The sequence below is a fragment of the Solibacillus kalamii genome, from assembly GCF_002174535.1.
GTDB classification, from domain to species: domain Bacteria; phylum Bacillota; class Bacilli; order Bacillales_A; family Planococcaceae; genus Solibacillus; species Solibacillus silvestris.
In genome coordinates this window covers 56,606-80,222 of record NZ_NHNT01000012.1, presented here as the reverse complement: position 1 = coordinate 80,222, position 23,617 = coordinate 56,606, and the positions used below count along the sequence as shown (strand labels likewise).

At 38.7% G+C, this 23,617-nt stretch carries 28 protein-coding genes; all 28 read left to right on the top strand.

All coding sequences use genetic code 11. From position 1 onward, the window contains the following. Positions 1 to 36: 36 nt before the first annotated feature. The 28 genes from CBM15_RS15610 (at position 37) to CBM15_RS15475 (ending at position 23,553) form a co-directional block, all read left to right on the top strand. The gene (locus CBM15_RS15610; protein WP_087618218.1) at positions 37 to 1,077 is read left to right on the top strand and encodes a YpbB family protein; all 1,041 of its coding nucleotides are present in this window, start codon (positions 37 to 39) and stop codon (positions 1,075 to 1,077) included. Further along, positions 1,074 to 2,519 (top strand): RecQ family ATP-dependent DNA helicase, encoded by a 1,446-nt coding sequence (locus tag CBM15_RS15605; RefSeq protein WP_087618217.1) that lies wholly within the window; start codon positions 1,074 to 1,076, stop codon positions 2,517 to 2,519. The genes CBM15_RS15610 and CBM15_RS15605 overlap by 4 nt, the downstream gene beginning before the upstream one ends. Positions 2,520 to 2,600: 81 nt before the next feature. Continuing rightward, positions 2,601 to 3,317, top strand: a complete 717-nt coding sequence (locus tag CBM15_RS15600) for a LysM peptidoglycan-binding domain-containing protein (RefSeq protein ID WP_087618216.1) — start codon at positions 2,601 to 2,603, stop codon at positions 3,315 to 3,317. A 180-nt stretch (positions 3,318 to 3,497) separates the two neighbouring features. After that, entirely contained in the window at positions 3,498 to 4,256 is a 759-nt protein-coding gene (locus tag CBM15_RS15595; protein ID WP_087618215.1) for a metallophosphoesterase, read from the top strand. A gap of 42 nt (positions 4,257 to 4,298) precedes the next feature. Beyond that, complete coding sequence (locus CBM15_RS15590; RefSeq protein ID WP_087618214.1) at positions 4,299 to 5,264, top strand: YpdA family putative bacillithiol disulfide reductase; 966 nt, start codon at positions 4,299 to 4,301, stop codon at positions 5,262 to 5,264. 12 nt (positions 5,265 to 5,276) lie between these two features. Further along, positions 5,277 to 6,242 (top strand): asparaginase, encoded by a 966-nt coding sequence (locus CBM15_RS15585; RefSeq protein WP_087618213.1) that lies wholly within the window; start codon positions 5,277 to 5,279, stop codon positions 6,240 to 6,242. Positions 6,243 to 6,369: 127 nt separating this feature from the next. After that, on the top strand, positions 6,370 to 7,041 hold the full coding sequence (gene prsW, locus CBM15_RS15580) for a glutamic-type intramembrane protease PrsW (protein WP_087618212.1): 672 nt from the start codon (positions 6,370 to 6,372) through the stop codon (positions 7,039 to 7,041). 351 nt (positions 7,042 to 7,392) lie between these two features. Continuing rightward, a complete protein-coding gene (gene sleB / locus CBM15_RS15575) occupies positions 7,393 to 8,181 on the top strand; it encodes a spore cortex-lytic enzyme (RefSeq protein ID WP_008404932.1) in 789 nt (262 codons plus the stop codon). Between the two features lie 14 nt (positions 8,182 to 8,195). Continuing rightward, on the top strand, positions 8,196 to 9,479 hold the full coding sequence (locus tag CBM15_RS15570) for a PepSY1/2 domain-containing protein (protein ID WP_087618211.1): 1,284 nt from the start codon (positions 8,196 to 8,198) through the stop codon (positions 9,477 to 9,479). A 108-nt stretch (positions 9,480 to 9,587) separates the two neighbouring features. Beyond that, positions 9,588 to 10,241 carry a flagellar brake protein gene (locus CBM15_RS15565; protein ID WP_087618210.1) on the top strand — a complete coding sequence of 218 codons (654 nt, stop codon included), beginning with the start codon at positions 9,588 to 9,590 and terminating at the stop codon, positions 10,239 to 10,241. Positions 10,242 to 10,417: 176 nt separating this feature from the next. Next, positions 10,418 to 11,092 carry a (d)CMP kinase gene (gene cmk, locus CBM15_RS15560; protein WP_087618209.1) on the top strand — a complete coding sequence of 225 codons (675 nt, stop codon included), beginning with the start codon at positions 10,418 to 10,420 and terminating at the stop codon, positions 11,090 to 11,092. A 115-nt stretch (positions 11,093 to 11,207) separates the two neighbouring features. Next, the gene (rpsA, locus tag CBM15_RS15555) at positions 11,208 to 12,350 is read left to right on the top strand and encodes a 30S ribosomal protein S1 (protein ID WP_087618208.1); all 1,143 of its coding nucleotides are present in this window, start codon (positions 11,208 to 11,210) and stop codon (positions 12,348 to 12,350) included. A gap of 34 nt (positions 12,351 to 12,384) precedes the next feature. Then, on the top strand, positions 12,385 to 12,606 hold the full coding sequence (locus CBM15_RS15550; RefSeq protein ID WP_087618207.1) for a hypothetical protein: 222 nt from the start codon (positions 12,385 to 12,387) through the stop codon (positions 12,604 to 12,606). A 126-nt stretch (positions 12,607 to 12,732) separates the two neighbouring features. Further along, the gene (der, locus tag CBM15_RS15545) at positions 12,733 to 14,043 is read left to right on the top strand and encodes a ribosome biogenesis GTPase Der (protein ID WP_008404927.1); all 1,311 of its coding nucleotides are present in this window, start codon (positions 12,733 to 12,735) and stop codon (positions 14,041 to 14,043) included. Positions 14,044 to 14,157: 114 nt separating this feature from the next. Then, positions 14,158 to 15,171, top strand: coding sequence for an NAD(P)H-dependent glycerol-3-phosphate dehydrogenase (locus CBM15_RS15540; protein WP_087618206.1), 1,014 nt, complete (start codon positions 14,158 to 14,160; stop codon positions 15,169 to 15,171). Positions 15,172 to 15,314: 143 nt separating this feature from the next. Then, positions 15,315 to 15,584, top strand: a complete 270-nt coding sequence (locus tag CBM15_RS15535; RefSeq protein ID WP_087618260.1) for a DUF2768 domain-containing protein — start codon at positions 15,315 to 15,317, stop codon at positions 15,582 to 15,584. 20 nt (positions 15,585 to 15,604) lie between these two features. Then, positions 15,605 to 16,327, top strand: a complete 723-nt coding sequence (locus CBM15_RS15530) for a hypothetical protein (protein ID WP_087618205.1) — start codon at positions 15,605 to 15,607, stop codon at positions 16,325 to 16,327. A 96-nt stretch (positions 16,328 to 16,423) separates the two neighbouring features. After that, on the top strand, positions 16,424 to 17,938 hold the full coding sequence (spoIVA, locus tag CBM15_RS15525) for a stage IV sporulation protein A (RefSeq protein WP_008404922.1): 1,515 nt from the start codon (positions 16,424 to 16,426) through the stop codon (positions 17,936 to 17,938). Between the two features lie 199 nt (positions 17,939 to 18,137). Next, entirely contained in the window at positions 18,138 to 18,410 is a 273-nt protein-coding gene (locus CBM15_RS15520) for an HU family DNA-binding protein (RefSeq protein ID WP_004232618.1), read from the top strand. Between the two features lie 344 nt (positions 18,411 to 18,754). Continuing rightward, the gene (folE, locus tag CBM15_RS15515; RefSeq protein WP_087618204.1) at positions 18,755 to 19,324 is read left to right on the top strand and encodes a GTP cyclohydrolase I FolE; all 570 of its coding nucleotides are present in this window, start codon (positions 18,755 to 18,757) and stop codon (positions 19,322 to 19,324) included. A 55-nt stretch (positions 19,325 to 19,379) separates the two neighbouring features. After that, complete coding sequence (gene mtrB / locus CBM15_RS15510) at positions 19,380 to 19,595, top strand: trp RNA-binding attenuation protein MtrB (RefSeq protein WP_008404919.1); 216 nt, start codon at positions 19,380 to 19,382, stop codon at positions 19,593 to 19,595. A gap of 69 nt (positions 19,596 to 19,664) precedes the next feature. Further along, entirely contained in the window at positions 19,665 to 20,405 is a 741-nt protein-coding gene (locus CBM15_RS15505) for a heptaprenyl diphosphate synthase component 1 (RefSeq protein ID WP_087618203.1), read from the top strand. A 25-nt stretch (positions 20,406 to 20,430) separates the two neighbouring features. Further along, the gene (locus tag CBM15_RS15500; RefSeq protein WP_087618202.1) at positions 20,431 to 21,132 is read left to right on the top strand and encodes a demethylmenaquinone methyltransferase; all 702 of its coding nucleotides are present in this window, start codon (positions 20,431 to 20,433) and stop codon (positions 21,130 to 21,132) included. 22 nt (positions 21,133 to 21,154) lie between these two features. Next, positions 21,155 to 22,129 (top strand): heptaprenyl diphosphate synthase component II, encoded by a 975-nt coding sequence (gene hepT, locus CBM15_RS15495; RefSeq protein WP_008404916.1) that lies wholly within the window; start codon positions 21,155 to 21,157, stop codon positions 22,127 to 22,129. A 113-nt stretch (positions 22,130 to 22,242) separates the two neighbouring features. Then, positions 22,243 to 22,662 (top strand): nucleoside-diphosphate kinase, encoded by a 420-nt coding sequence (ndk, locus tag CBM15_RS15490; protein ID WP_008404915.1) that lies wholly within the window; start codon positions 22,243 to 22,245, stop codon positions 22,660 to 22,662. Positions 22,663 to 22,815: 153 nt separating this feature from the next. Further along, positions 22,816 to 23,031, top strand: coding sequence for a hypothetical protein (locus CBM15_RS15485; RefSeq protein ID WP_087618201.1), 216 nt, complete (start codon positions 22,816 to 22,818; stop codon positions 23,029 to 23,031). A 39-nt stretch (positions 23,032 to 23,070) separates the two neighbouring features. Further along, positions 23,071 to 23,292 (top strand): hypothetical protein, encoded by a 222-nt coding sequence (locus CBM15_RS15480; protein ID WP_008404913.1) that lies wholly within the window; start codon positions 23,071 to 23,073, stop codon positions 23,290 to 23,292. A gap of 21 nt (positions 23,293 to 23,313) precedes the next feature. Further along, positions 23,314 to 23,553, top strand: coding sequence for a hypothetical protein (locus CBM15_RS15475; RefSeq protein ID WP_008404912.1), 240 nt, complete (start codon positions 23,314 to 23,316; stop codon positions 23,551 to 23,553). The last annotated feature ends 64 nt before the right edge of the window (positions 23,554 to 23,617 follow it).

Genomic DNA, 23,617 nt, shown 5'->3' with positions numbered 1-23,617 from the left:
TTTTCAACCTAATACTACTAAAATGGGGGATTTGATATGCTAATCCAACAAATTCTTTTAAAAATTTTACATACTTTTCAACAGGAACGTACTGTTTCCGCTGCCTATCATCTACTGAAGGGTAAGCGGTCGGGTCAGACAATTCATGATGTAGGGCTCTTTAATTTATATTCCTACTTTGGGCTGCTCCCAAAACTAGCCCGTCATAAATTTGATGAGCAAATTGATCTTATGTTTGCCAAGAGTATTATTATAATAGAAGAAAACGGTTTTTATACAATGACCGAACAAGGAAAACAACTTGCGGTACAACCGCTGTCTCTTTCTTTTGATGGCTGGCATTACCGTGGAAATGAACATGTGTTTTTCGGCAGACTTGCGCTTATTATCCAAAGCCTGTCACACCAGCTGCATAATAAAAATGCATTTATACCGATCGAAAAAAACGAACAGATACAGCAATGGGTACGCCAGTTTTTAGTACGCCACCACTATCAGAACGGCATGCTGCAACAGGCGATTTATACCGAAATGACGGCGAGTTTGTCCAAAAGCGCAATAGAAGAAAACATGAAAGATATACTCATGTATCGACTGACAGGCTATAATGAACCCGGATTTACGTGGCAACAACTTGCTTTTGGCTATAACATGCAGGAAATGGATGTTCAGCTGCATTATATAAGTGCATTGCATACGTGGTTAAATGAGTTGTACCGTGAAAAATCACAATACCCACTATTAAATGAAATCATGCAAAATATACGAGTTGAAGTAGTATTGACTGCTTCGACCAACTCAACCGCCCAGTTATACAGAGCGGGTAGAACATTGGAAGAAATCAGTCATATTCGTCGATTAAAAATGAGTACGATTGAAGATCATATAGTCGAGCTTGCGATGAATGAACCGAACTTTTCAATCGAGCCATTTGTAACGAATGAAGAACAGAAACAAATTTTGGATGCAGTCGAAAATTACGATACGAAACGATTAAAAACATTAAAGGAATTACTGCCGCATCTCAGCTATTTTCAATTGCGGCTAACGTTGGCGAAAGGAGCGTCCCCTACATGAAACTACAAAGTGCCTTAAAGCAATATTTCGGTTATGATGCATTCCGGCCAGGGCAAGAAGAGATTATTAGAAATATTATGGATGGCAAAGATGTTGTTGCCATTTTACCGACCGGTATGGGGAAGTCTCTATGTTACCAGCTGCCGGGCTATTTATTTGAAAAACCGGTACTTATTGTGTCGCCGCTTTTATCGCTCATGCAAGACCAGGTCGATCAGCTAAAGCAAATGGGGGAAAAACGGGTTGTTGCATTAAATTCATTTCTAACGGTGGACCAGAAAAGATATGCACTTCACTTTTTGGACGAGTACCGGTTTATTTTCGTTTCTCCCGAAATGCTATTGCAGCCTCAAGTAAAGACGCGGATTCAGGAGATGGAACTTTCGTTGATTGTTGCAGATGAAGCACATTGTATTTCACAGTGGGGGTTTGATTTTCGTCCGGACTATTTACGGATTGGCGAAATATTATCGGAAACGAACCGTCCCCCTATACTCGCGTTATCTGCCACAGCAACAGATACCGTATTGGCAGATATCCAATCCTATCTGAAAATGAAATCACCTTTTCACTACGTGCACGCTGTAAACAGGGGAAATATTCATTTAGTAAAAAAGTTGTTCTCAGAGCGTGAAGAAAAGATTGAATGGATTATTGAACATGTGAAAAATACAGCCGGTCCAGGCATCATTTATACACAATCCCGCTCAAAAGCAGAAGCAATCAGTTTACAGCTTTTACAGCAAAATATATCGGCGGCCGCTTATCATGCCGGTAAGGAAGCACAGGACCGTCAGTTTATACAGCAGCAATTTTTAGCGGGACATCTTGAATGGATTGTTGCGACAAATGCATTTGGTATGGGTGTCCATAAAGAGAACGTCCGTCAAGTCATTCATGAAACAATGCCTGCAACGTTGTCGAACTATATGCAGGAAATTGGCCGGGCGGGCCGAGATGGCAAGGAAGCAGTTGCCTTTTTGTTATATTGTGAGGGAGATGAGCAATTTGCAAAGTTTATTGCGTCAGAAGATTTGCCGAAAAATAACCATGTAGACCGATTTACTGAAGTGATGGCCACTGGGGAACAGCCGCAATCATTGCTTGCAAATGGCGAAATGTCAGAAGTGGTTTTCCGTGTATTAAGTTATTGGCTGGCACGTGAATCAGCTGAGGAAGTAAAAAGCCGGATGATGAATTTACAGATAAAGAAATATGAAGAAGTTCAGCTCGTATTAAAGCTTATTAAACATTCGGATTGTATGCGTAAGCAAGTAGTTCAATACTTTGGTCAACAATTAACAAAGCAGCAGGAATATTGTTGTTCCAACTGCGGAATCGAAATTTCTGAACTTGTGGAAGAGAGGGATATTTCAAAAACTATGATTAAAATGACAAATTGGCAACATCGCCTCAAGAAAATATTGTTAATAAACTCTTAATCTACTATCGAACCGTTTACTTTTATGTAGAAATTGGTCATAATAAAGTTATAATTTTTAGTAGTTGGAGGGGTGCAGGCCATGACAAAAGAAGATTACCGGGAAAAGGTAGAGGAGCATCGTCAAGAGATTGACCTACATAACGAGTCAGGTACAAAAATGTCACGTGTTAGCCGACATCGAAAGAAAAGCGGAAAAAAACAAACAAACCCAATGATGACGGTTTTAACAGTTGTCTTAATTTTTATTCCTTTAGTTATTTTAGCTTATGTGTGGTTGATCTATGAACCGAACACATCTGCAAGTGAAAACGTAAACGCGGATAAGAAGGACGACTTAGTAGTGGAGATTCAAAAGCAGGATCCGAAAACACAGCCATCTGCTGCTAACGATGACGAAGAAAAAGAAGAAAAAAAGGATGACAATACAGCCGAAGTGGATGAGGCTAAAGCGAAAGCGGAAAAAGAAAAATTAGCTGCTGAAGAAGCGAAAAAGGCGGAAGCACGAATCGCAAAAGAAAAAGCGGCAAAAGAAGCAGAGGAAGTAAAAAAGGCGGAAGAAGCCCAGAAAGTAGCAGCGGCTAAAGCTAAAGAGCAGGAAGCGAAGAAAAAAGCGGCTCAGGAAGCGGCTAAAGCACAGCAAAAAACACATACTGTACAATCAACTGACAATTTATACCGTATTGCATTAAAGTACTACGGCAATGGTAGTCCTGAAAATGTTAATAAAATAAAAGCTGCCAACAATTTATCATCCGACAGTATCGCGACGGGGCAGGTTTTAGTAATTGTTCCATAATTTTTTCTATCTTGTATAACGACTAGTAAAAAGACGAACCGTTCCGGCTCTCGTCTTTTTCTTTATGAAGGAAATTTATTATTTTAGCAAACTTTATAAACATTATGCTAAATTAATGGTTATCAAAACGTTAAAGAAGGCTATTGTATAATTAGTCTTTTTTGAATTGGAGGACCGTGTATGGTCATAATAAGTATTATTGGAATCGCTTGTATTTTAGTGCTTCTCTATATGTATAAAGAAGGGCATGAAAACAATATCCGCTCACATGAAGTGAAGGCAACAGGCGACAGTGAAACAATCAACCTTTTTTTCATATCGGATACACATGCGCGCAAAATTAATGAGGCAATGATTGATTCGATTGATCAAAAGATACAGGCTGTCCTCATAGGAGGAGATTTTGTCGATCTCCGGACTTCTGAAGAAACGGTACTTCACAATATCCGTACACTCAAAAAACTGGGCCCTATCTATTTTATATGGGGAAATAATGATATCGAATTCGGTGAACAAAAGCTGAGACAACTACTTGCAGACCATCATATTCGTATTATAGAGAATGGGTCAGTTAAGCTGGAAAGTAAAAATGATGTGTCAGTCAGCGCGGTTTCATATCGTCCGGGAGAACAGAATATCCAGCGTGCAATCGAGCAATGTAAAGAAAAGAACACCGTTTTCATTGCACATAATCCAGAGTTGTTCGGCAAAGTACATAAGCAGTTTCAGCCACTGCTCAGTATTGGAGCACATTTACATGGCGGGCAAATCCGCCTTGGGAAATTTGGATTGCAGCCACACGGATATTTTAAAAAAATCAAAAACCGCTATGAACTTGTCAGCAATGGATATGGTACGACTCTTGTCCCGTTGCGCCTCTGTGCTAAACCGGAAAGTCATCTTATTACAATTAAATTTGAGCAAGGGAAATTGGAATAAGTTAATAGCGATCTATAGGAATTGGAATAAGGAGATGTTAGTATGCAAAAGGTAGAAGCAATCATTGTTGGTGGAGGTCCTTGTGGATTAGCTGCAGCGATTGAACTACAAAATATCGGATTGTCCCCAATCATTATCGAAAAAGGTAATATTGTCAATGCGATATACAATTATCCGACACATCAAACTTTTTTTAGTACGAGTGAAAAACTGGCTATCGGTGATGTACCGTTTATTATTGAACAAAGAAAACCAAAACGCAATCAGGCGCTTGTCTATTATCGTGAAGTGGTGAAGGCAAAAAAACTTCAAGTAAATCGTTTTGAAAAAGTGGAAAGTGTTAAAAAGGTGGATGGTATATTCAATGTCAAGACAGACAAAGACAGCTATGAAACACCGTATGTAGTCATTGCAACAGGCTATTACGATCATCCAAATTATTTGCATATACCGGGAGAAAGTTTGCCGAAAGTTCATCATTATTTTAAAGAAGGACACCCGTTTTTTGATTTGAATGTGTTAGTGATCGGCGGGAAAAACTCGGCAATTGATGCGGCATTGGAACTCAATAAAGCAGGTGCACATGTGACGGTCATCTATCGCGGCAATGATTATTCTGCCAGCATTAAGCCATGGGTATTGCCGGAATTTTTAGGTCTTGTCCGAGACGGAGAAATTACGATGCACTTTAATACAGAAGTGAAAGAAATTAGAGAAAACGTAGTCATTGTAGAAATAGCCGGTCAAAAAGAAACAATTGATAATGATATCGTATTTGCAATGACCGGTTATCATCCTGACCACCGTTTCATCCGTGAAATGGGTGTCGAAATTGATGAACAAACAGGAAGACCGACATTTGATCCCGAAACAATGGAAACAAATGTACAAAATTTATTTATTGCCGGTGTCATCGCTGCAGGAAATAATGCAAATGAAATCTTTATAGAAAATGGCCGCTTTCATGGAAATATGATTGCTCAAAAAATTGCTCGTCAAACTACATAAGGGGTGAATATTGTGAAGAAAAAAGTAGTGCTTATTACGACAGGCGGAACGATTGCGAGTACTCGCAATGATAAAAACAAACTGGAGTCCGGCAAACTGGATGGCCAAGCCATTTTATCAATGTGCCAGCTGGAAAATGAGATGGATATTGAATTGATTGACCTCTATCAAATCCCATCGATGCATATGACATTTGAAAATTTAAATCTACTGAATCAAACGATTAAAAATGTTTTTAATGATCAATCGGTGAGCGGAATTGTCATTACGCATGGTACAGACAGTTTAGAGGAGACGGCCTACTTTTTAGAGCTGACAATTCATGATGATCGTCCAATTATTGTAACAGGTTCACAAAAATCACCTGGCGATATTGGTACAGATGTTTATTCCAATCTGCGTAATTCATTATTGGTTGCTTCAAATGAAGAGGCAAAAAATATAGGGGTTTGCGTTGTCTTTAATGAAAAAATCATTCATTCCAAATACGTAAAAAAAATGCACTCATCAAGTATTAACGGCTTTGGGGCAATCGGCTATGGGATGCTTGGAATTATCGATAACGACGAGGTAATTATATACCAGAAGCCAACCCATAAAGAAGTATATGAAATAAAAGAAAGCTATCCTGCTGTCGAGATTGTATTTGCCTATCTTGGAGCAAGTTCTATTATTTTGGATGCCCTATACGAAGCAAATGTTGAAGGTGTGGTGCTTGTCGGTGCCGGTCGAGGTCAAGTTGCCCCCAAAATGATGGGCGCGATCGAAAAGCTTTGTCAAAAAGGAACGAAAGTTGTATTGACGACATCGACAGAAGAAGGGCGTGTTTTCCCGACTTATGATTATTACAGTAGTGCGAATTATTTGAAGGATGCCGGTGTCATTATGGGCGGGGACTTTGATCCGAAAAAAGCGCGCCTCAAGCTCCTGTTGATGATTGCAAACGGTAATAGAAACTTTGATACATTTATGCATTAACAATAAAAACTCGGTGTGAAAGTAGCCGAGTTTTTATATTTTCTAGACAAAAAATGGGTATGCTACACTGCTTTGAAAAAAATAGTGCTATACTAATAAGAGCCTAGAATCGAAAGGAGCCGGCATGATGTTTATACTTTTATCAGCAGCGATTGCGCCGGGTTTAGCCCTTTTAAGCTACTTTTATTTACGCAATGAGATGGATACCGAGCCACGGCGTACATTAATGCATTCCTTCATATATGGTGGGGTTATTACATTCCCCGTTTTATTTATACAGTTCGTTATAAAAGAAGAACAGACATTTTCGAATCCTTACTTTATTAATGCCGTATTTACCAGTTCGATAGAAGAATTCGTAAAATGGCTCATTATTCTTGCCGTAATTTTACGCCATATTGAGTTTGATGATCCTTATGACGGTATTTTGTATGGTGCAGCTGTTTCATTAGGCTTTGCTACTGTGGAAAACGTCCTCTATTTACTATCTTTCGGAATAGATCAAGCTTTTATGCGTGCGTTATTGCCGGTATCGAGTCATGCACTGTTCGGTGTAGTCATGGGTTACTATTACGGAAAAGGAAAGTTTTCAAGTGAAGAAATACAGAAGAGGTATATCGCCCTTGCACTCTTTGCACCTGTTGGACTTCATATTATCTATAATTCGATATTAATGTTAGAAGAATACTTTTTGTATGCGATGCTGCCGTTTATGCTGTTCTTATGGACATTCGCTCTGCGCAAAGTAAAGCAGGCACATGAACATCTAATTGAACATTTATCCCGCTTTAACGGGTAGGAATTTATCTGCCTCGAAAGCGTAGCGGCAGAGGCAAAACTACCCGTAACAGCCCGATTGGTTCAACTACCAATCAGCGGGATGAAGAGCTCCGCTGATTGAAGTTATACTTTATCCCGCTTTAACGGGTAGGAATTTATCTGTCTCGAAATTGAAGCTTCACTTTATCCCATAGCAATCATTTATTAAAGGTTTGTTACAAATGTTTTTGTAGCAAACCTTTTTCTATGTAAAAAATCTTATTAGCAAACTAAAAACGAGTGAAGAAAATATTTTCAATAGACTTAAAAAAGCAACTTTACAATGTATAAACTTTTCAATTTTCTCCATCCTACTGAAAAAGGAGTGGAAATGTCAGTGAAAAAAATCGTCTTGTTCGTATTCATTATATCAAGTAGTTTTGTAAGTCATACATTTGCATTTTCAGGTCAGGATGTGCAGCGGGGTGCATTTGGTGATGATGTAATCGAGTTACAGGCACGACTTCAATATTTAAGTTACTATAATGGGAAAATTGACGGAAAATTTGGTTACGGAACGTATTGGGCGCTTCGTAATTTCCAAGAGCAGTACGGGCTACCTGTAGACGGAATTGCCGGAAGGTCGACAAAGGAAAAGCTTGAGAATAATTCGGATTTTGATAAGGCATGGGTTCATAAACAAATCAATGCAGGGAACAGCTTTACGTATTATGGCGGAATAGCATTGGAAAACCAGGTGAAAAAAGGCGGAAATGGCGGTACAAGTGCAAATAATACAACCTCCATGCAGCTGCCGCCAGGCTATACAGAACAGGATTTGCAAATTTTAGCGAATGCAGTGTATGGGGAAGCACGAGGCGAGCCGTATGAAGGACAAGTTGCTGTTGCAGCAGTAATTTTGAATCGTTTGGAATCCCCTGAATTTCCTGATACGATTTCGGAAATTATTTTCCAGCCATTAGCTTTCACAGCGGTTGCGGACGGCCAGATTTGGCTTACTCCAAATGAACGTGCCAAACAGGCAGTACTGGATGCGATTAACGGCTGGGACCCATCGGAGAATGCTTTGTATTATTTTAATCCTGTTACAGCGACGAGTAAATGGATTTGGTCGAGACCTCAAATCAAACAAATTGGTGAGCATATTTTCTGCTTATAGGCGGGGGTAAAAACATGAAAAAATTTGCATATTTATTAGGTTTATTTGTCGTTATATTAGCCTTTGTATCCTTTGATTTATTTACACAGAATAAAGATTTGGAGCGGGCTGTTTATGCTACGCAATCAAGGGATCTTACTGCGGCGACTGAAAAGTTATCGACATTGCATACAACAGTGGAACAATCTTTGCTCTTTCAGGATGAAAAAGCTTTAAATAATGAATTGGATTCCATTTGGCGGATGAGTAGTGATTTAAGAAAAACTGTTGCGAATTTACCGATCCAGGCTGAAGTTCAAAATGAATGGATGCGCTATTTAGGGAAAATCGGTGATAATGCAAAACAAGCGGCGGCTACTGGTGACTACGAAAATTGGCGCAATAAAATGGGGACGGTTGCTTCCAATTTACATGCTTTCGCAGAGGAATGGAATATTGCGACTGTCGCATTTTATGAAAATGACGGGAATTTAAAAAAATGGACAACGAATCATACGACTGATTTAACGGATTCACCGTTCATGAACGTATCAAAACAATTGAAAACATATAATGAAACCGATTTTCCGTTAACGGCGAGTGAATCGGACTATGAAAAAAAACGGGAATTACAGCATTTAAAAGATAAAAAAATTACGAAAAACGAAGCCATTCAAAAATTTAAAAACTTTTTCCCGAATATCGATGACTCGATTGTAACGGTAACGAAAAGCAGTGATGATGCACCATACCCGTTCTATCATATTCAATTTATCCATGGTTCCAAAATCGGTTATGCCGACATAACAGAAAATGGCGGACATCTTCTTTCGTTCCTGCTTGAACGACCGGTTAAAAAGGATGCGCGTTCACATGAAGAAATTTTAAATACGGCAAAAAGTTTTATGAATAAAGTGGGATACACTGATGTGAAGCTTTCCGAATCACGAGAAAATCATGAAGCATGGCATCTCGTATTTACAAGAGTGTATGGAGATGATGAAGCTTTAATTTACCCGGATAGTATTCAAGTGAAAATTGCGAAGGATAACGCGGAGATTTTAGGTGTCAATGCAATGGAATATATTCAGGAAGAAAAAATTAAAGAACAAGGCGAAGTACCGATAGATTGGGATAAATTTTTTGCTGATCATGTAGGTGTTGAACAAGTGCAAAAAATTTATACAGGCAATGGAAATCTGGAACTTCGTAAATGTTATGAGGTTATTGCAAGGCTCGACAATAAGACACAGGATACGTATCGTGTTGTAATCGATGCGGAAACACATGAAGTAATTAAAAATGAAAAAGTGTTTTAGTACCTTGAATCAGGTGCAAGGTCCAGTGAAATTAATTGTAAAAATATAGCTATATTTACATTCCCATGAGATAATAAAGTATGAATAATTTCTTATGGGGAGAGGCAAATGGAACTAAAAATTGGAACGCAACTAACGCTGGAGCCATCCTATACGGAAAGGGTCGAAAAATTTAAATGTCGTGTTGTCGATCGACAGGACAATATGATTTTTATCGATTATCCAATTAATACGGCAACAAAAAAAATCGCATTTTTAATAGATGGCGCTCAATTCCGTGCAACATTCAGTACGGAAAAAAAAGAAAGCTACTGTTTTAATACGGAAGTTTTAGGACGTAAAGGCGGCAATGTTCAGATGATACTGCTTGCATGTCCACCTGCTGAAGAATTTATTAAAATTCAGCGGCGCGAATATGTTCGAGTGGAAACACCTGTAGATATTGCAATTGAACATGATGGACAGAAATTTCAGTTTGCAGCTGAAGACATTAGCGCTGGAGGGACATTGATTCATATTAAGTCACCGGTCAATTTTACTGAAGGCGATACAGTCAAGGCTTTTGTCGTCCTGCCATTTATAAATGGTGAAATTCGATATGTAGAAACAGATGCGAGAGTAGTGAACGTGTTCAATCGTAATGAAATGATGATGGCTTCATTGAATTTCACGGATACCGATGATTATGATAAGCAGCAGATTGTCCGTTTTTGCTTCGAACGACAAGTAATGATCCGCAAGAAAGAAATGAATGAATTATAAGCGAGAGGTCTAAAAAGTATCATACTTTTTAGACCTTTTTAAATCAATAAAACTAATGTGACGGAAGTCGATCCGGTATGTATGGAGGAGCAGCTTTTTTCAAAAAAATATAGCGTAAAGAAGGTAAAAATTTTTTCGGTTATGATACAATAGCAACGGAAAGTAGGGAATTAATTATGATGAAAAAAATTCAAATTGCAATTGATGGTCCTGCAGGTGCGGGGAAAAGTACCATTGCAAAAATTGTAGCCGAAGCACTTCGATTTACATATATCGACACAGGTGCAATGTATCGGGCAGTGACGTATAAAGCGATGAAAGAAAACATACAATTACATGACGCAGAAGCGATTGAAAAAATGCTGCAGCAAACGGCGATTACATTACAACCGTCTGAGCAGGGACAACTCGTTTTTGTGGATGGACAAGATGTGTCACAGGCTATACGTTCAAATGAAGTTACAGCAAATGTTTCAGAAGTTGCGGCACACGCGAATATTCGTGAAATTCTCGTAGCGATGCAGCAAAAGCTGGCTGCTGATGGCGGCGTTGTAATGGATGGACGAGATATTGCGACACATGTACTCAAAGATGCAGAGCTTAAAATCTACATGTCTGCAACTGTTGAGGAACGTGCACATCGACGCTACCTTGATAATGAACGCCGCGGTATTCCTTCAACAATCGAATCATTACAGAAGGAAATTGCTTTACGGGACAAGCTTGATAGTGAACGTGAAGCTTCACCGCTCATCCAAGCAGAAGATGCTTTATTTTTAGATACGACGAATTTATCAATTGATGAAGCGGCACAGGAAATTTTGAAATTAGCGCAGCAAAAAATGGAGTAACCGCTATTAAAAAATGAAGCTAACGTACGAAATTTCTGAAAATAAAGGGTTATTTTTTGTCTTTGTAGAACTTATCGAATAAAATAAAAGTGGAATACGCGAAGGAGGGCTACATATGTCTGAGGAAATGAATTTAGGGTCAAACCAAAAATTTCAAGAAGGAGATATTGTGAAAGGTGTTGCTGAACAGGTTGAAGAGAAGTCAGTAACGGTTTCGGTCGAGGGGGCACCTTTCGACGGGATTATACCTATTAGCGAACTTTCAAGCTTACACATTGAAAAAGCTTCTGATATAGTTTCAGTTGGCGATCAGCTAGAGCTTATGATTACGAAAGTTGAAGAAGAGAATTTTGTATTATCGAAACGCAAAGTAGATGCACTGCATGCGTGGGATGATTTAAAAGCGAAATTCGAATCTGGTGAAGTATTCGAAGCAGAAGTGAAAGATGTAGTGAAAGGCGGACTTGTCGTCGATTTAGGCGTACGCGGTTTCGTTCCGGCTTCACTCGTTGAAGATTATTTTGTCGAAGATTTTGAGGATTACAAAGGCAAAACATTACGTTTAAAAATTACAGAGTTAGATAAAGAAAAAGGCAGACTCATTTTATCTCATCGTGCAGTACTGGATGAAGAAAAAGCGTCGAAAAAGCAACAAGTGATTCAAAACATCCATCAGGGTGACATGCTTGAAGGTACAGTTCAGCGCTTGGCAAAATTCGGTGCGTTCATTGATTTGGGCGGCATTGATGGATTGGTCCATATTTCACAAGTAGCGCATGAACATGTTGAAGATATTTCGACGGTATTACAGGAGGGACAATCCGTAACTGTAAAAGTGCTTTCAGTGGATATTCCGAATGAACGTGTTTCATTATCGATCAAAGATACGTTGCCTGGTCCGTGGACAGACATTGAAGAGAAGGCTTCGAAAGGCGCAATTTTAACAGGTACTGTAAAACGTCTTGTTACATTCGGCGCGTTTGTAGAAGTATTCCCTGGAGTAGAAGGACTTGTCCATATTTCTCAAATTTCCCACAAGCATATTACGACACCACATGAAGTATTAAAAGACGGTCAAGAGGTGGAAGTAAAAGTACTTGAGGTAAATGAGGCGGAAAAACGACTTGCACTGAGCATTAAAGCATTGCAGGAAGATTCAGCGAGTGACGAGGTTTTCGATTATGAGCTGCCGGAAGAAAATAAAGGCTTCTCATTCAGCGATGTCATCGGTGATCAGCTAAAAGGATTTAAAAAATAATAAGATCAAAACCGCCCATGTAAGGATTCCTTATATGGGCGGTTTTTTGCTTGGGAAATCTATTGGTCTAGCTGTGTGGCGAATTTTATTAGAACGATCTATTAGTTTATTGGAAAAAGAAAATGATATTTTAGAAGAACTGCAGGCATTATTTGAACAAGAGGCATTCATTTTAGAACTTTCGGGAAATATATTAGAAAGCTGGCTATTTATTCGAACAAATAAAAATATATTAGATAATTTTCGAGTATTTTAGAAAATCATGCACCTCGAAAAGTTTGTCGATAAATCGAAATCGATTTTGAATGTTGTGAAAAAATGATATAATAGTCAAATTCGTGTATAATACGGAAAGACAAGAGTTTGGAAGGATGAAGTACAGATGACAAAACCAGTAATCGCCATCGTAGGACGTCCGAACGTAGGTAAATCGACAATTTTTAACAGAATTGTTGGAGAACGTGTATCGATCGTGGAAGATATCCCAGGTGTAACACGTGACCGTATTTATAGTTCGGCTGATTGGCTAGCACATGAATTTAATATTATCGACACTGGTGGTATTGAAATTGGAGACGAGCCGTTTTTAGAGCAAATTCGCCAACAAGCGGAAATTGCGATTGATGAGGCGGACGTTATTATTTTCATGACTAATGGACGTGAAGGTGTTACAGCTGCAGATGAGCAAGTAGCAAAAATTTTATATAAAACAAAAAAACCGGTTGTCTTGGCAATTAATAAAATCGACAACCCGGATATGCGTCATATGATTTATGACTTCTATTCATTAGGTTTCGGTGAGCCTTGGCCAATTTCAGGTTCGCACGGATTAGGCTTAGGGGATTTATTGGATGAATGTGCGAAACATTTCCCGCAGCCGGATGAAGAACAATATGATGATGATACGATTAAATTCTCTTTAATCGGGCGTCCGAATGTTGGAAAATCTTCACTTGTGAATGCCTTTTTAGGTCAGGACCGCGTTATTGTAAGTGAAATTCAAGGGACAACTCGTGATGCAATCGACTCTCCGTACTCATATGATGGACAAGATTATGTCATTATTGATACAGCGGGTATGCGTAAAAAAGGGAAAGTATATGAATCAACAGAAAAGTATTCGGTACTACGTGCACTGCGCGCAATCGAACGTTCAGACGTTGTTTTAGTTGTTCTTAATGCAGATGAAGGCATTCAGGAACAGGATAAAAAAATTGCTGGCTATGCACATGAAGCTGGTAAAGCAGTCATTATTGTTGTAAACAAATGGGATGCGATTGAAAAAGACGAGAAAACGATGAATATCTTTACAGAACAAATTCGTGAGCATTTCCTGTTTTTAGATTATGCACCAATCGTGTTTGTATCTGCTAAAACAAAACAGCGTGTACACAATATTTTACCGATTATTAAGCGTGTTAGTGAAAACCACGCAATGCGTATTCAATCATCAATTTTAAATGAAGTAATTGAAGATTCGATCGCACGTAATCCTGCACCAACAGATAAAGGGCGTCGTTTACGTATTTACTACGCTACACAAGTGGCGATTAAACCACCGACATTCGTTGTATTCGTAAATGAACCGGAAATGATGCACTTCTCATACGAGCGCTTTTTAGAAAACCGTATCCGAGAGACTTTCGACTTTGAAGGAACTCCGATACGCTTAATTACACGTGCTCGTGACTAAATCAATAAAAAGAGCGCTAGTTTATGTAAATGAACTAGCGTTTTTGTTCATAATAGGGTTTGACTTGAAGGATAAATTTTAAAATGACTTTAAGTGAAATTGGGGGTTTTTTTAATGGAAAATGTAGTAGTTTTAGGAGCAGGTTCCTGGGGAACGGCACTGGCCGTTGTTTTAGCTGAAAACGGTCATAATACGTTAATTTGGTCGCATCGCGAAGATCAGGCATCTGAAATTAATGAACAGCATACAAATAAAAAATATTTGCCGAATACGATATTGCCAAGTAATTTAAAGGCGACTTCAAATTTAGAAGAGGCAGCGCAACACGGTTCTACGATTGTTATGGCAGTACCGACAAAAGGGATTCGCGAAGTTTGCGGCAACATTTCGGAGTATTTAACTGAAAAAGTATTATTTGTCCATGTATCTAAAGGGATTGAGCCGGATACATTAATGCGTATTTCAGAGCTGATGAAGGAAAGCCTTGCTGAAAATGCGGTAAGTGATATCGTTGTTTTATCTGGTCCTTCTCACGCAGAGGAAGTCGTTTTAAAACACCCGACTACGGTTACTGCTGCTTGCGAAAACTTAGAAGCTGCAGAAAAAGTGCAGGATTTATTTATGAATCAATATTTGCGTGTTTACACGAATGATGATGTAATTGGTGTTGAAATTGGCGGGGCACTTAAAAACGTTATTGCGCTTGCTGCAGGGATGACGGATGGACTTGATTTCGGTGATAACGCAAAGGCTGCCCTGATTACACGCGGTCTCGCAGAAATTACGCGGCTAGGTGTTAAAATGGGGGGCAACCCATTTACGTTTGCCGGGCTGACTGGGATGGGCGATTTAATTGTTACATGTACAAGTGTCCATTCCCGAAACTGGCGTGCGGGCAATATGCTCGGCAAAGGAATGAAGCTTGAGCAAGTACTGGATGAGATGGGAATGGTTGTCGAAGGTGTACGGACAACGAAGGCGACATATCAGCTCTCAAAAAAATACGAAGTTTCCATGCCAATCACATCAGCGCTATATGATGTGCTGTTCAATAATATGGAACCGAGAGCATTGGTTGAATCATTAATGCTGCGGACGAAAAAAAGCGAAATTGATGAGATGAGCTGAACTAGTATATTTTTCAGGATTTCCAATTAATTTAATAATTTGTCACAAATAAGGAGGGATACTTGTATGCCTCCTGTTTTTTTTTACCTGAAAAGGCTATAATTATTAGCGGTATCAACAATAAATGGAAAGGCGGTTTTAATGTGCAACACACTCTGCAGCTCATGAATCCACTATCAAATTTACTTTTAAATTCTTCACGTGGCCCATTAGCGAGTATGCATGCGTTAGATGTTATGTGGATTTCTTTTTATTCGATTGGTTTACTGTTAGTATCAATTCTCATTATTACAGCAGTCCGTAAGTGGGTACATAATATGGTTTTGTCATTTTTATTGAAATTAGTAGCTTATGTCATGTTTTTTATCGGCACATTGTTAATGGTTCTTGTCGTGCTTACATGGCCGAACTAATATAGGAGGAAATACATAATATGAGATTATCAAAATGGTTTGTTCTTTTATCGTTGGTCATTTTAGTGTTGACCGGCTGCGGCTCACCGACAAATTTTGACCAGTCCAGTTTAAGGCCTGATGTAGATATGCTTGCCGGCGTACAGCGTGCGGTCAATGAATATCGCGAAGATACAGGGGTTCTTCCGATTAAAACACGTGATCAGGATACAGACATCTTCATTAAATACTTAATCGACTTTGAAAAGCTTGTTCCAAAATATATTGGCTCCCCTCCTGCAAATTCCTATGAAAAGGGCGGTATTTTTCAATATATTATTTGGGATCCGGAAGAAAATCCAACAGTAAAGCTCGTCGATTTACGCACACCAGAACGTATTCGCGAAATTAATATCCGCTTCAAAGGAACCACCTATCCGCAATTCAAAGATAAAATAGTTGAACATGTCTACACGGTTAATTTTAAGAATATTGGCTATGAAGAAGATATAACTGTACAAAGTCCTTATTCGAACAATCAGCTGCCGATTGTCGTATCTGCTGAAGGGGACTTGTATGTCGATTATTCAATCGATTTATATACGTATATGAAAGACAATAATATAACAGCGGAACCGGGAGAAGACATTCGCGAAATCTTGGTGGAAAATTTCCCGGTCGTTCCAGCTTACTCATTGCCGTACACAGTAGATGAAAACAATGAGCCTGTCATTATGTATGATCCGACGAAAAAAGAAAATTAAACAAAAAAGGTGTGTAAAAAGTTAAATCTTTCTGCACACCTTTTTCATATTTAAAAATGTCAGCACATATAGTGTTTTGATAATGAATACTTCTAATTGGAGAAGATTACGGTATATAAAGGAGGCAATACAATTAGCGAGCATATTTTTCAGCAATTGGCAGAGCGTACGAATGGTGATCTTTATATCGGCGTTGTAGGACCGGTTAGGGTAGGGAAATCGACGTTTGTTAAAAAGGTAATGGAAGGCGTGATTTTACCTAATATCGAAAATGCCGAGGACCGCATGCGAGCGATGGATGAACTTCCTCAAAGCTCACCTGGACCTACAATTATGACGGCTGAGCCAAAGTTTGTCCCAGCACAGGGAACTACGGTTGCCTTTGGGGAAAGTGCAATACCGTTTCGCGTTAGAATGGTAGATTGTGTTGGCTATGTGATTGATGGCGCAAAAGGCTATGAAGATGAGTCAGGACCGAAGTATGTGCAAACACCTTGGCATAATGAAGCAATAGCGTTTCAAGAGGCTGCTAAAATCGGTACGGATAAAGTAATTCGGGATCATGCCAATATCGGGATTGTTGTGACAACAGATGGAACAGTAAATGGTATGTCACGAGCGGCCGTAGAAAAAGCGGAACAGCAAATTATTGAGCAGCTTACAGAGATTGGAAAGCCTTTCGTTATTGTTCTCAATAGTACGACACCGCATTCTACTGAAACACTACATTTACAGAATGCCCTCGCACAAAAATATGATGTTCCTGTTATTCCGACAGCCATTCAACATATGCAGTTGAACGATGTGATGCTTATTTTGCAAGAAGCGTTATTTGAGTTTAATGTGAATGAAATTCAAGTTGAAAAACCGGATTGGTTGGATGTTTTAGATGATACTCACCATTTAAATGAAACATTGGCATTTGCAACGGCGCAATTACAAGATGATGCAATGAAAATCCGTGATGTGGAAGCAGCAAGTCAACTGCTTCGCGAAATTGATTTTGTAGAAAGTTGTACCGTTGAAAATATTGATGCTGGACAGGGGATTGCGACATTACGTGTCAACATTCACAACGATTACTATAAGGAAGCCTGTACAGAATGGCTTGAAAAACCAGTCGATACAAAGAAAGAGTGGCTCCTATTTATTAAGGAAGCTTCAGAGGCAAAAGCGGCACAGCGAAGATTCCGCGATGCGATTGAACAAGCGAAGGAACACGGCTATGGTGTCACATTGCCTGCGATGGATGAATTTGATCCGAGCGAGCCGGAGCTGATTGAGCAAAATAATTTCTATGGTGTTCGTATGAAGGCGAAAGCTCCTTCTTATCATATTATTCGAATTGATATGGAAGCGGAATTCTCGCCGCTGATCGGATCTGAATTCCACAGTCAGCACCTGCTGAAAGACTTGCAGCATGCTTATGAATTTGACCGTCAGGCATTATGGCAAACACAATTATTCGGAACACCGCTCCATGAAGTATTGACGGAAAGTATTCGTTTCAAAATGAAAAGTGTTCCGACACATGCGAAAAACAGAATGCGCCTCATGCTGGAAAGATTAATAAATGAAGGCGAAAGAGGTTTAATCACGTTTATTATCTAACATACTAAATGAATAGGAAGTACTTACAATTACAGGGCGGTTCACTTTTATAGGTGAATTGTCCTGTAATTTTAGTTTTTTTTCAAAAAATGATGAAATATATGCAAAACATGAAGGAATTCAGTTGCGTCGCGGTTTTCTGTATGTTAATCTTTTTACAGGATTTAGATTCATGACCCTTTGAGAGGAGGTGAATGGTGTGAATAAAACAGAATTAGTAAACTCTGTTGCTGAAGCTGCAGGTCTTTCTAAAAAAGACGCTTCTAAAGCAGTTGAAGCTGTATTTGATACAATTCAAGATGCTCTTGCAAAGGGTGACAAAGTACAATTAATCGGTTTTGGTAACTTTGAAGTTCGTGAGCGTGCAGCACGTAAAGGTCGTAACCCACAAACGGGTAAGGAAATCGAAATTGCTGCTTCTAAAGTACCTGCTTTCAAGCCAGGTAAAGCACTTAAGGACGCTGTAAAATAATTCAGTTTCTCGAGGTACATAGAGCAGCTCTCAGTCTAACTGAGAGCTGCTCTTTTTTGATTTCAGTTGTTTTTACCTAACTATGCTAAAAATAGTATAACTGTTTTGAACTTATGAGCTTAATGTGCTACGATTCAAGAGTGTATTTAACCTTTTTCGCTTAGGTATGAACAAATAGTGAAAAATTTAATATAGATTAAAAATTAATTTACCCGTAATTAACGGGTACTTAGCTTGTGATCCTTCTAATCCGTGCGGGAAAAGGAAAACCTTACTGATTGAAGTTTCACTTTATATAGATTTATACATAATAAACGTTTTGGTTTGTAGGAGGAATTTGTTTCATGTCAAATGTCGATTTAAATAAGATAGAAGAAGCAGTAAAGATGATTTTGGAAGCAGTTGGGGAAGATGTGACGCGTGAAGGATTACTGGATACACCAAAACGTGTTTCCAAAATGTATGCGGAAATGTTCAGCGGTATACAAGAAGATCCGCGTGATTATTTCAGTACAGTATTCCATGAAGATCATGAAGAACTAGTTTTAGTAAAAGATATTCCATTTTTTTCAATGTGTGAACATCATTTAGTTCCTTTTTACGGAACAGCCCATATTGCCTACATACCTAAAGACGGAAAAGTTGCAGGTTTAAGTAAACTTGGACGCTGCCTTGAATCAGTAGCACGCCGTCCACAACTTCAGGAACGTATTACTTCAACTGTAGCGGATACAATTATGGAAATGCTGAATCCAAAAGGCGTTTATGTTGTAGTGGAAGCGGAACATATGTGTATGACGATGCGCGGATTAAAAAAACCGGGCGCTAAAACGGTTACGGCTGTAGCGCGAGGTATTTATGAACAGGATGCAGTAAAACGCAATGAAGTGAATACATTCATCCAAATGAAATAATAATAACAAATATGGTATTATAGACAAAGAAATTAACACGTGGGGAGATTGTATAATGGGACAATCAGAATATATTATTATCGAAGCAGAAGAAGATGGTGTACATGTTATTGGTTTAACACGCGGGACAGATACTAAATTCCACCATTCAGAAAAGCTGGATGCTGGTGAAGTTATGATCGCCCAGTTTACTGAACATACATCGGCAATGAAAATTCGCGGTAAAGCTAAAATTCACTCTGCACACGGTACGGTTCAAAGTAAAAAATAGCATATCGTAATTTTTAGGCAAATATAAAATCGTACTTATGCTTTATAACATTGAAATGGAGTAATTTCTATGAATGCAACATCTATTACACAATCGGTTCAGACGCTAAAATCTAATATTCTTCAGCATGTTCATCATAGAGCATTACTTCAAAACGTTGGACAACCGACTTTACAAGAAGAACAGCTGTTTTTCATCCAGCTTCCTTTTTTAAATGGCGCTCTTATGAACGATGAACATCAAATAAGCGCAGTTACAGTTGGGATTGTACATGCTTCACTGACAGAGCACGAAAAAGTGAAGGAAGTGGAAGCGACGAGCAAAGAACAGCAGCTGCTTGTTCTTTCCGGTGATTATTATAGTGGTCGGTATTATCAGTTACTCGCACAATCAGGGAATATTTTCTTAATCCAAAAGCTGTCGGAAGGAATCGTAAATCGTTGTGAGCACCAAATACGTGTTTATGAAGCGCAAAAACGATCATTTGAACAGTGGATTGAAAGTTTGATGGTGATTGAAAGCGAATTGATTGCCCAATATTATGATGTATATGGTTTCGCATCTTATACAGAATTGATGAAACGAACGTTAACATATATTCGTTTGAAAAAAGAGCTGGATTTATTAAAAAAAGAACAGCCTTGTTTTTTATATAAGGCTTTTGCAGCTGATTCAATTATGATGGACTCTATTATTGAAGCCTTACAGGATCATTTATATGACATGGAGCGACAATTGAGAGAAGACTTGACGAATATCGATTTAAAAGATGAATTAAAACATTCCATTGAGCAATACATCACTTTTTAGTGAGTTTAGAAAGGTCTTGAAAAAAATGGCGAAATCGAAAGAACAACATGTTCATGAAGTGTTTGAAAACATTTCAGAGAGCTACGATAAAATGAACTCGGTCATTAGCTTCCAAATGCATGTTGGATGGCGTGAAGATACGATGAAACGTATGGCAGTAAAAAAAGGTTCGAAATGTCTTGATGTTTGCTGCGGTACAGCTGATTGGACAATGGCTTTATCGAAAGCAGTCGGTGAAGAAGGGGTAGTAAAAGGGCTGGATTTCAGTGAGAATATGCTGAAGGTCGGCAAGCAGAAAACCGAGAATATCCCGAATATCGAGCTGATTCACGGAAATGCAATGGAACTACCATTTGAAGATAATACATTTGATTACGTGACGATTGGTTTTGGCTTACGAAATGTACCGGACTATATGCAAGTATTGCGTGAAATGAATCGGGTTGTTAAACCAGGCGGAATGGTCGTATGTCTGGAAACTTCTCAATCCGAAATTCCGGTATACCGCCAACTTTTCCGTTTTTACTTTAATCATATTATGCCGCTGTTCGGAAAGATTTTTGCGAAAAGCTATAAAGAATATTCATGGCTGCAAAAGTCTGCGAATGATTTTCCAGGCATGAAAAAATTAGCGCAAATGTTCCGGGAAGCCGGTTATGAAAATGTCACATATAAACCATATAGCGGTGGGGCAGCAGCTATGCACATGGGTTTTAAGAAGAAATAAAAGTGGGAGTAGGTTTTGACGCGTGGAAAAGATGAAAATCAAAATGCTATATGCCGATATTAAATCAGATATAGAAGTCATCGAAAACGAATTGGAACAAGCGTTGAATTCATCTTCACACTTATTGAATGATGCCTCAGTCCATTTACTGCAAGCTGGTGGAAAACGTATTCGACCAGTATTTACGTTACTAAGTGCCAAGTTTGGTGACTATAATATTGACCGAATGAAAAACATTGCCGTTCCCCTGGAATTAATTCATATGGGTTCATTGGTGCATGATGATGTCATTGACAATTCAGATATGCGCCGTGGCCGGGAGACGGTGAAAGCACAGTGGAACAACCGTGTGGCGATGTATACAGGAAATTTTATATTTGCACGTGCATTACAATATGTAACAAGCATTGAAAATCCAAGAGCCCATCAAATATTAGCTAAAACAATGGTTGAGCTAGTAAATGGTGAAGTCATTCAAATTGAGGATAAGTTTCGTTTAGATCAAAGCTTGAAAGATTACTTCCGACGTATTAAACGTAAAACTGCTTTATTGATTGAATCGAGTTGTGAGCTTGGAGCAGTCGTAAGTGGTGCCGATGAAAAAACAGCAAGGCATTTAAAACGTTACGGTTATTTTGTAGGAATGAGCTTTCAAATAGTAGATGATATATTAGATTTTACAGCGACAGACAAGCAGCTCGGGAAACCGGCTGGCAGTGATTTAATGAACGGGAATGTCACATTGCCGATATTGTTGATGAAAGATGATCCACAGCTTGCCCCTTATTTAACGAAAGTGGCAGTAGCTGGATTAACAGAAGAAGAGCGCCAAAATATGCTGGCCCTTGTTCGTAACTCGGAAGCGATAAAAGAAGCAACCCATATTAGTAATTTGTATTTAAAAAAGGCTTTAAAAGAAATCGAGGCATTGCCGAAGCACCCAATGAAGAAAAAACTGCGTGATATTGCGCTGTTTATGGGGAAGAGAAAATCTTAGCAAATCTAGCCGATTTATGGGCAAATCTAATATTTGTTGCAGTATGAGTAGGATTTTGGTAATATTTATCGGTAGGTGTAAAACCTTTTACTCAAATTTAAGGAGTGTTTATAATGGCAATCGAAAAAACTTTTTTAATGGTTAAACCAGATGGCGTAGAACGTCAAGTAATCGGAGATATCGTTGACCGTTTTGAGCGTCGCGGTTTTGTAATGCGCGGAGCAAAATTAATGGTACCAACTCGTGATTTAGCTGAAAAACACTATGCAGAGCACGCTGAGCGTCCTTTCTTCGGTGAATTAGTAGACTTCATCACTTCAGGCCCAGTATTCGGTATGGTTTGGGAAGGCGAAAACGTTATCCAATTATCTCGTATCATGATGGGTGCTACAAAGCCAGAAGAATCAGCTCCTGGTACAATCCGCGGTGACTACGCTGTAACTTTATCTCACAACGTAATCCACGGTTCTGACTCTTTAGCTTCTGCTGAACGTGAAATCGGTTTATGGTTCCCAGAAGGAATCGCTGAATAATAAAACTTACAGAAAGCTACCACTTTTAAGTGGTAGCTTTTTTTATATGGAAAAGGAAAAACATGGACTATTAATGGTATAATAAATCGGAATAATGAAACTATTTTTGGAATACATACGTATAAAAAGTACTGATAGATTAGGGGGATGTATATGTGGGTTTTGGCCGTTATTTCAGTTATGGCAGTAGGGGCGATTGCAGTCATCACCGATGCACACAATGAAAGTAAACGGATTGAAGTAAATAAATTAACGAAAGAAATTGAGCTGGAACAATTACGTCTTGAAAATTACGATAAAGAAACAGAAAAAATGCGACTGGAATTGGAACATTCAAAGCAAATATTGTTGGAGCATAACCAAAAGTAATTATTCTACTAATTTAACTATTCATAAGGGGTGACATCCATGTTCTGGGCAATGATTACAATAATCGCTGTAGTAGGGATATTAACAGACACGTATACGAAAAATAAAAATATCGAACTAAAGCGTCTCGATAAAGAAATCAAACTTGAAAAACTTAGACTCGAAACTTACGATAAAGAAACAGCGAAGATGCAGCTTGAATTGGAACAGACAAAGCAATTACTGCTTGAAACACAATTAACAGATCGATCAGACAAGTAAAATAATAATTAGAGGAGCGTAATGAAACGTATGGAAGATATTATTATTATATGTATTATTTTCGGGTCAGGGGCTTTGATTGCATTAACCGCAATACTGACAGCACATAAACGGTCGAGTATGAAACTGCAAATTAGAATGTTGGAGAAAGAGGCCGAACTTGAACAGATTCGTTTGCAGAGCTACCATTCCGAAACGGAAAAGATGAAGCTGGAACTTGAACAATCGAAACAACTTTTGCTGGAAAGACACATTGATTAACGTTTATGGGCGAAATCTGTTTCGAGTTCTGAAATTTTCAGCTATAATAGGCATACGTTAGATG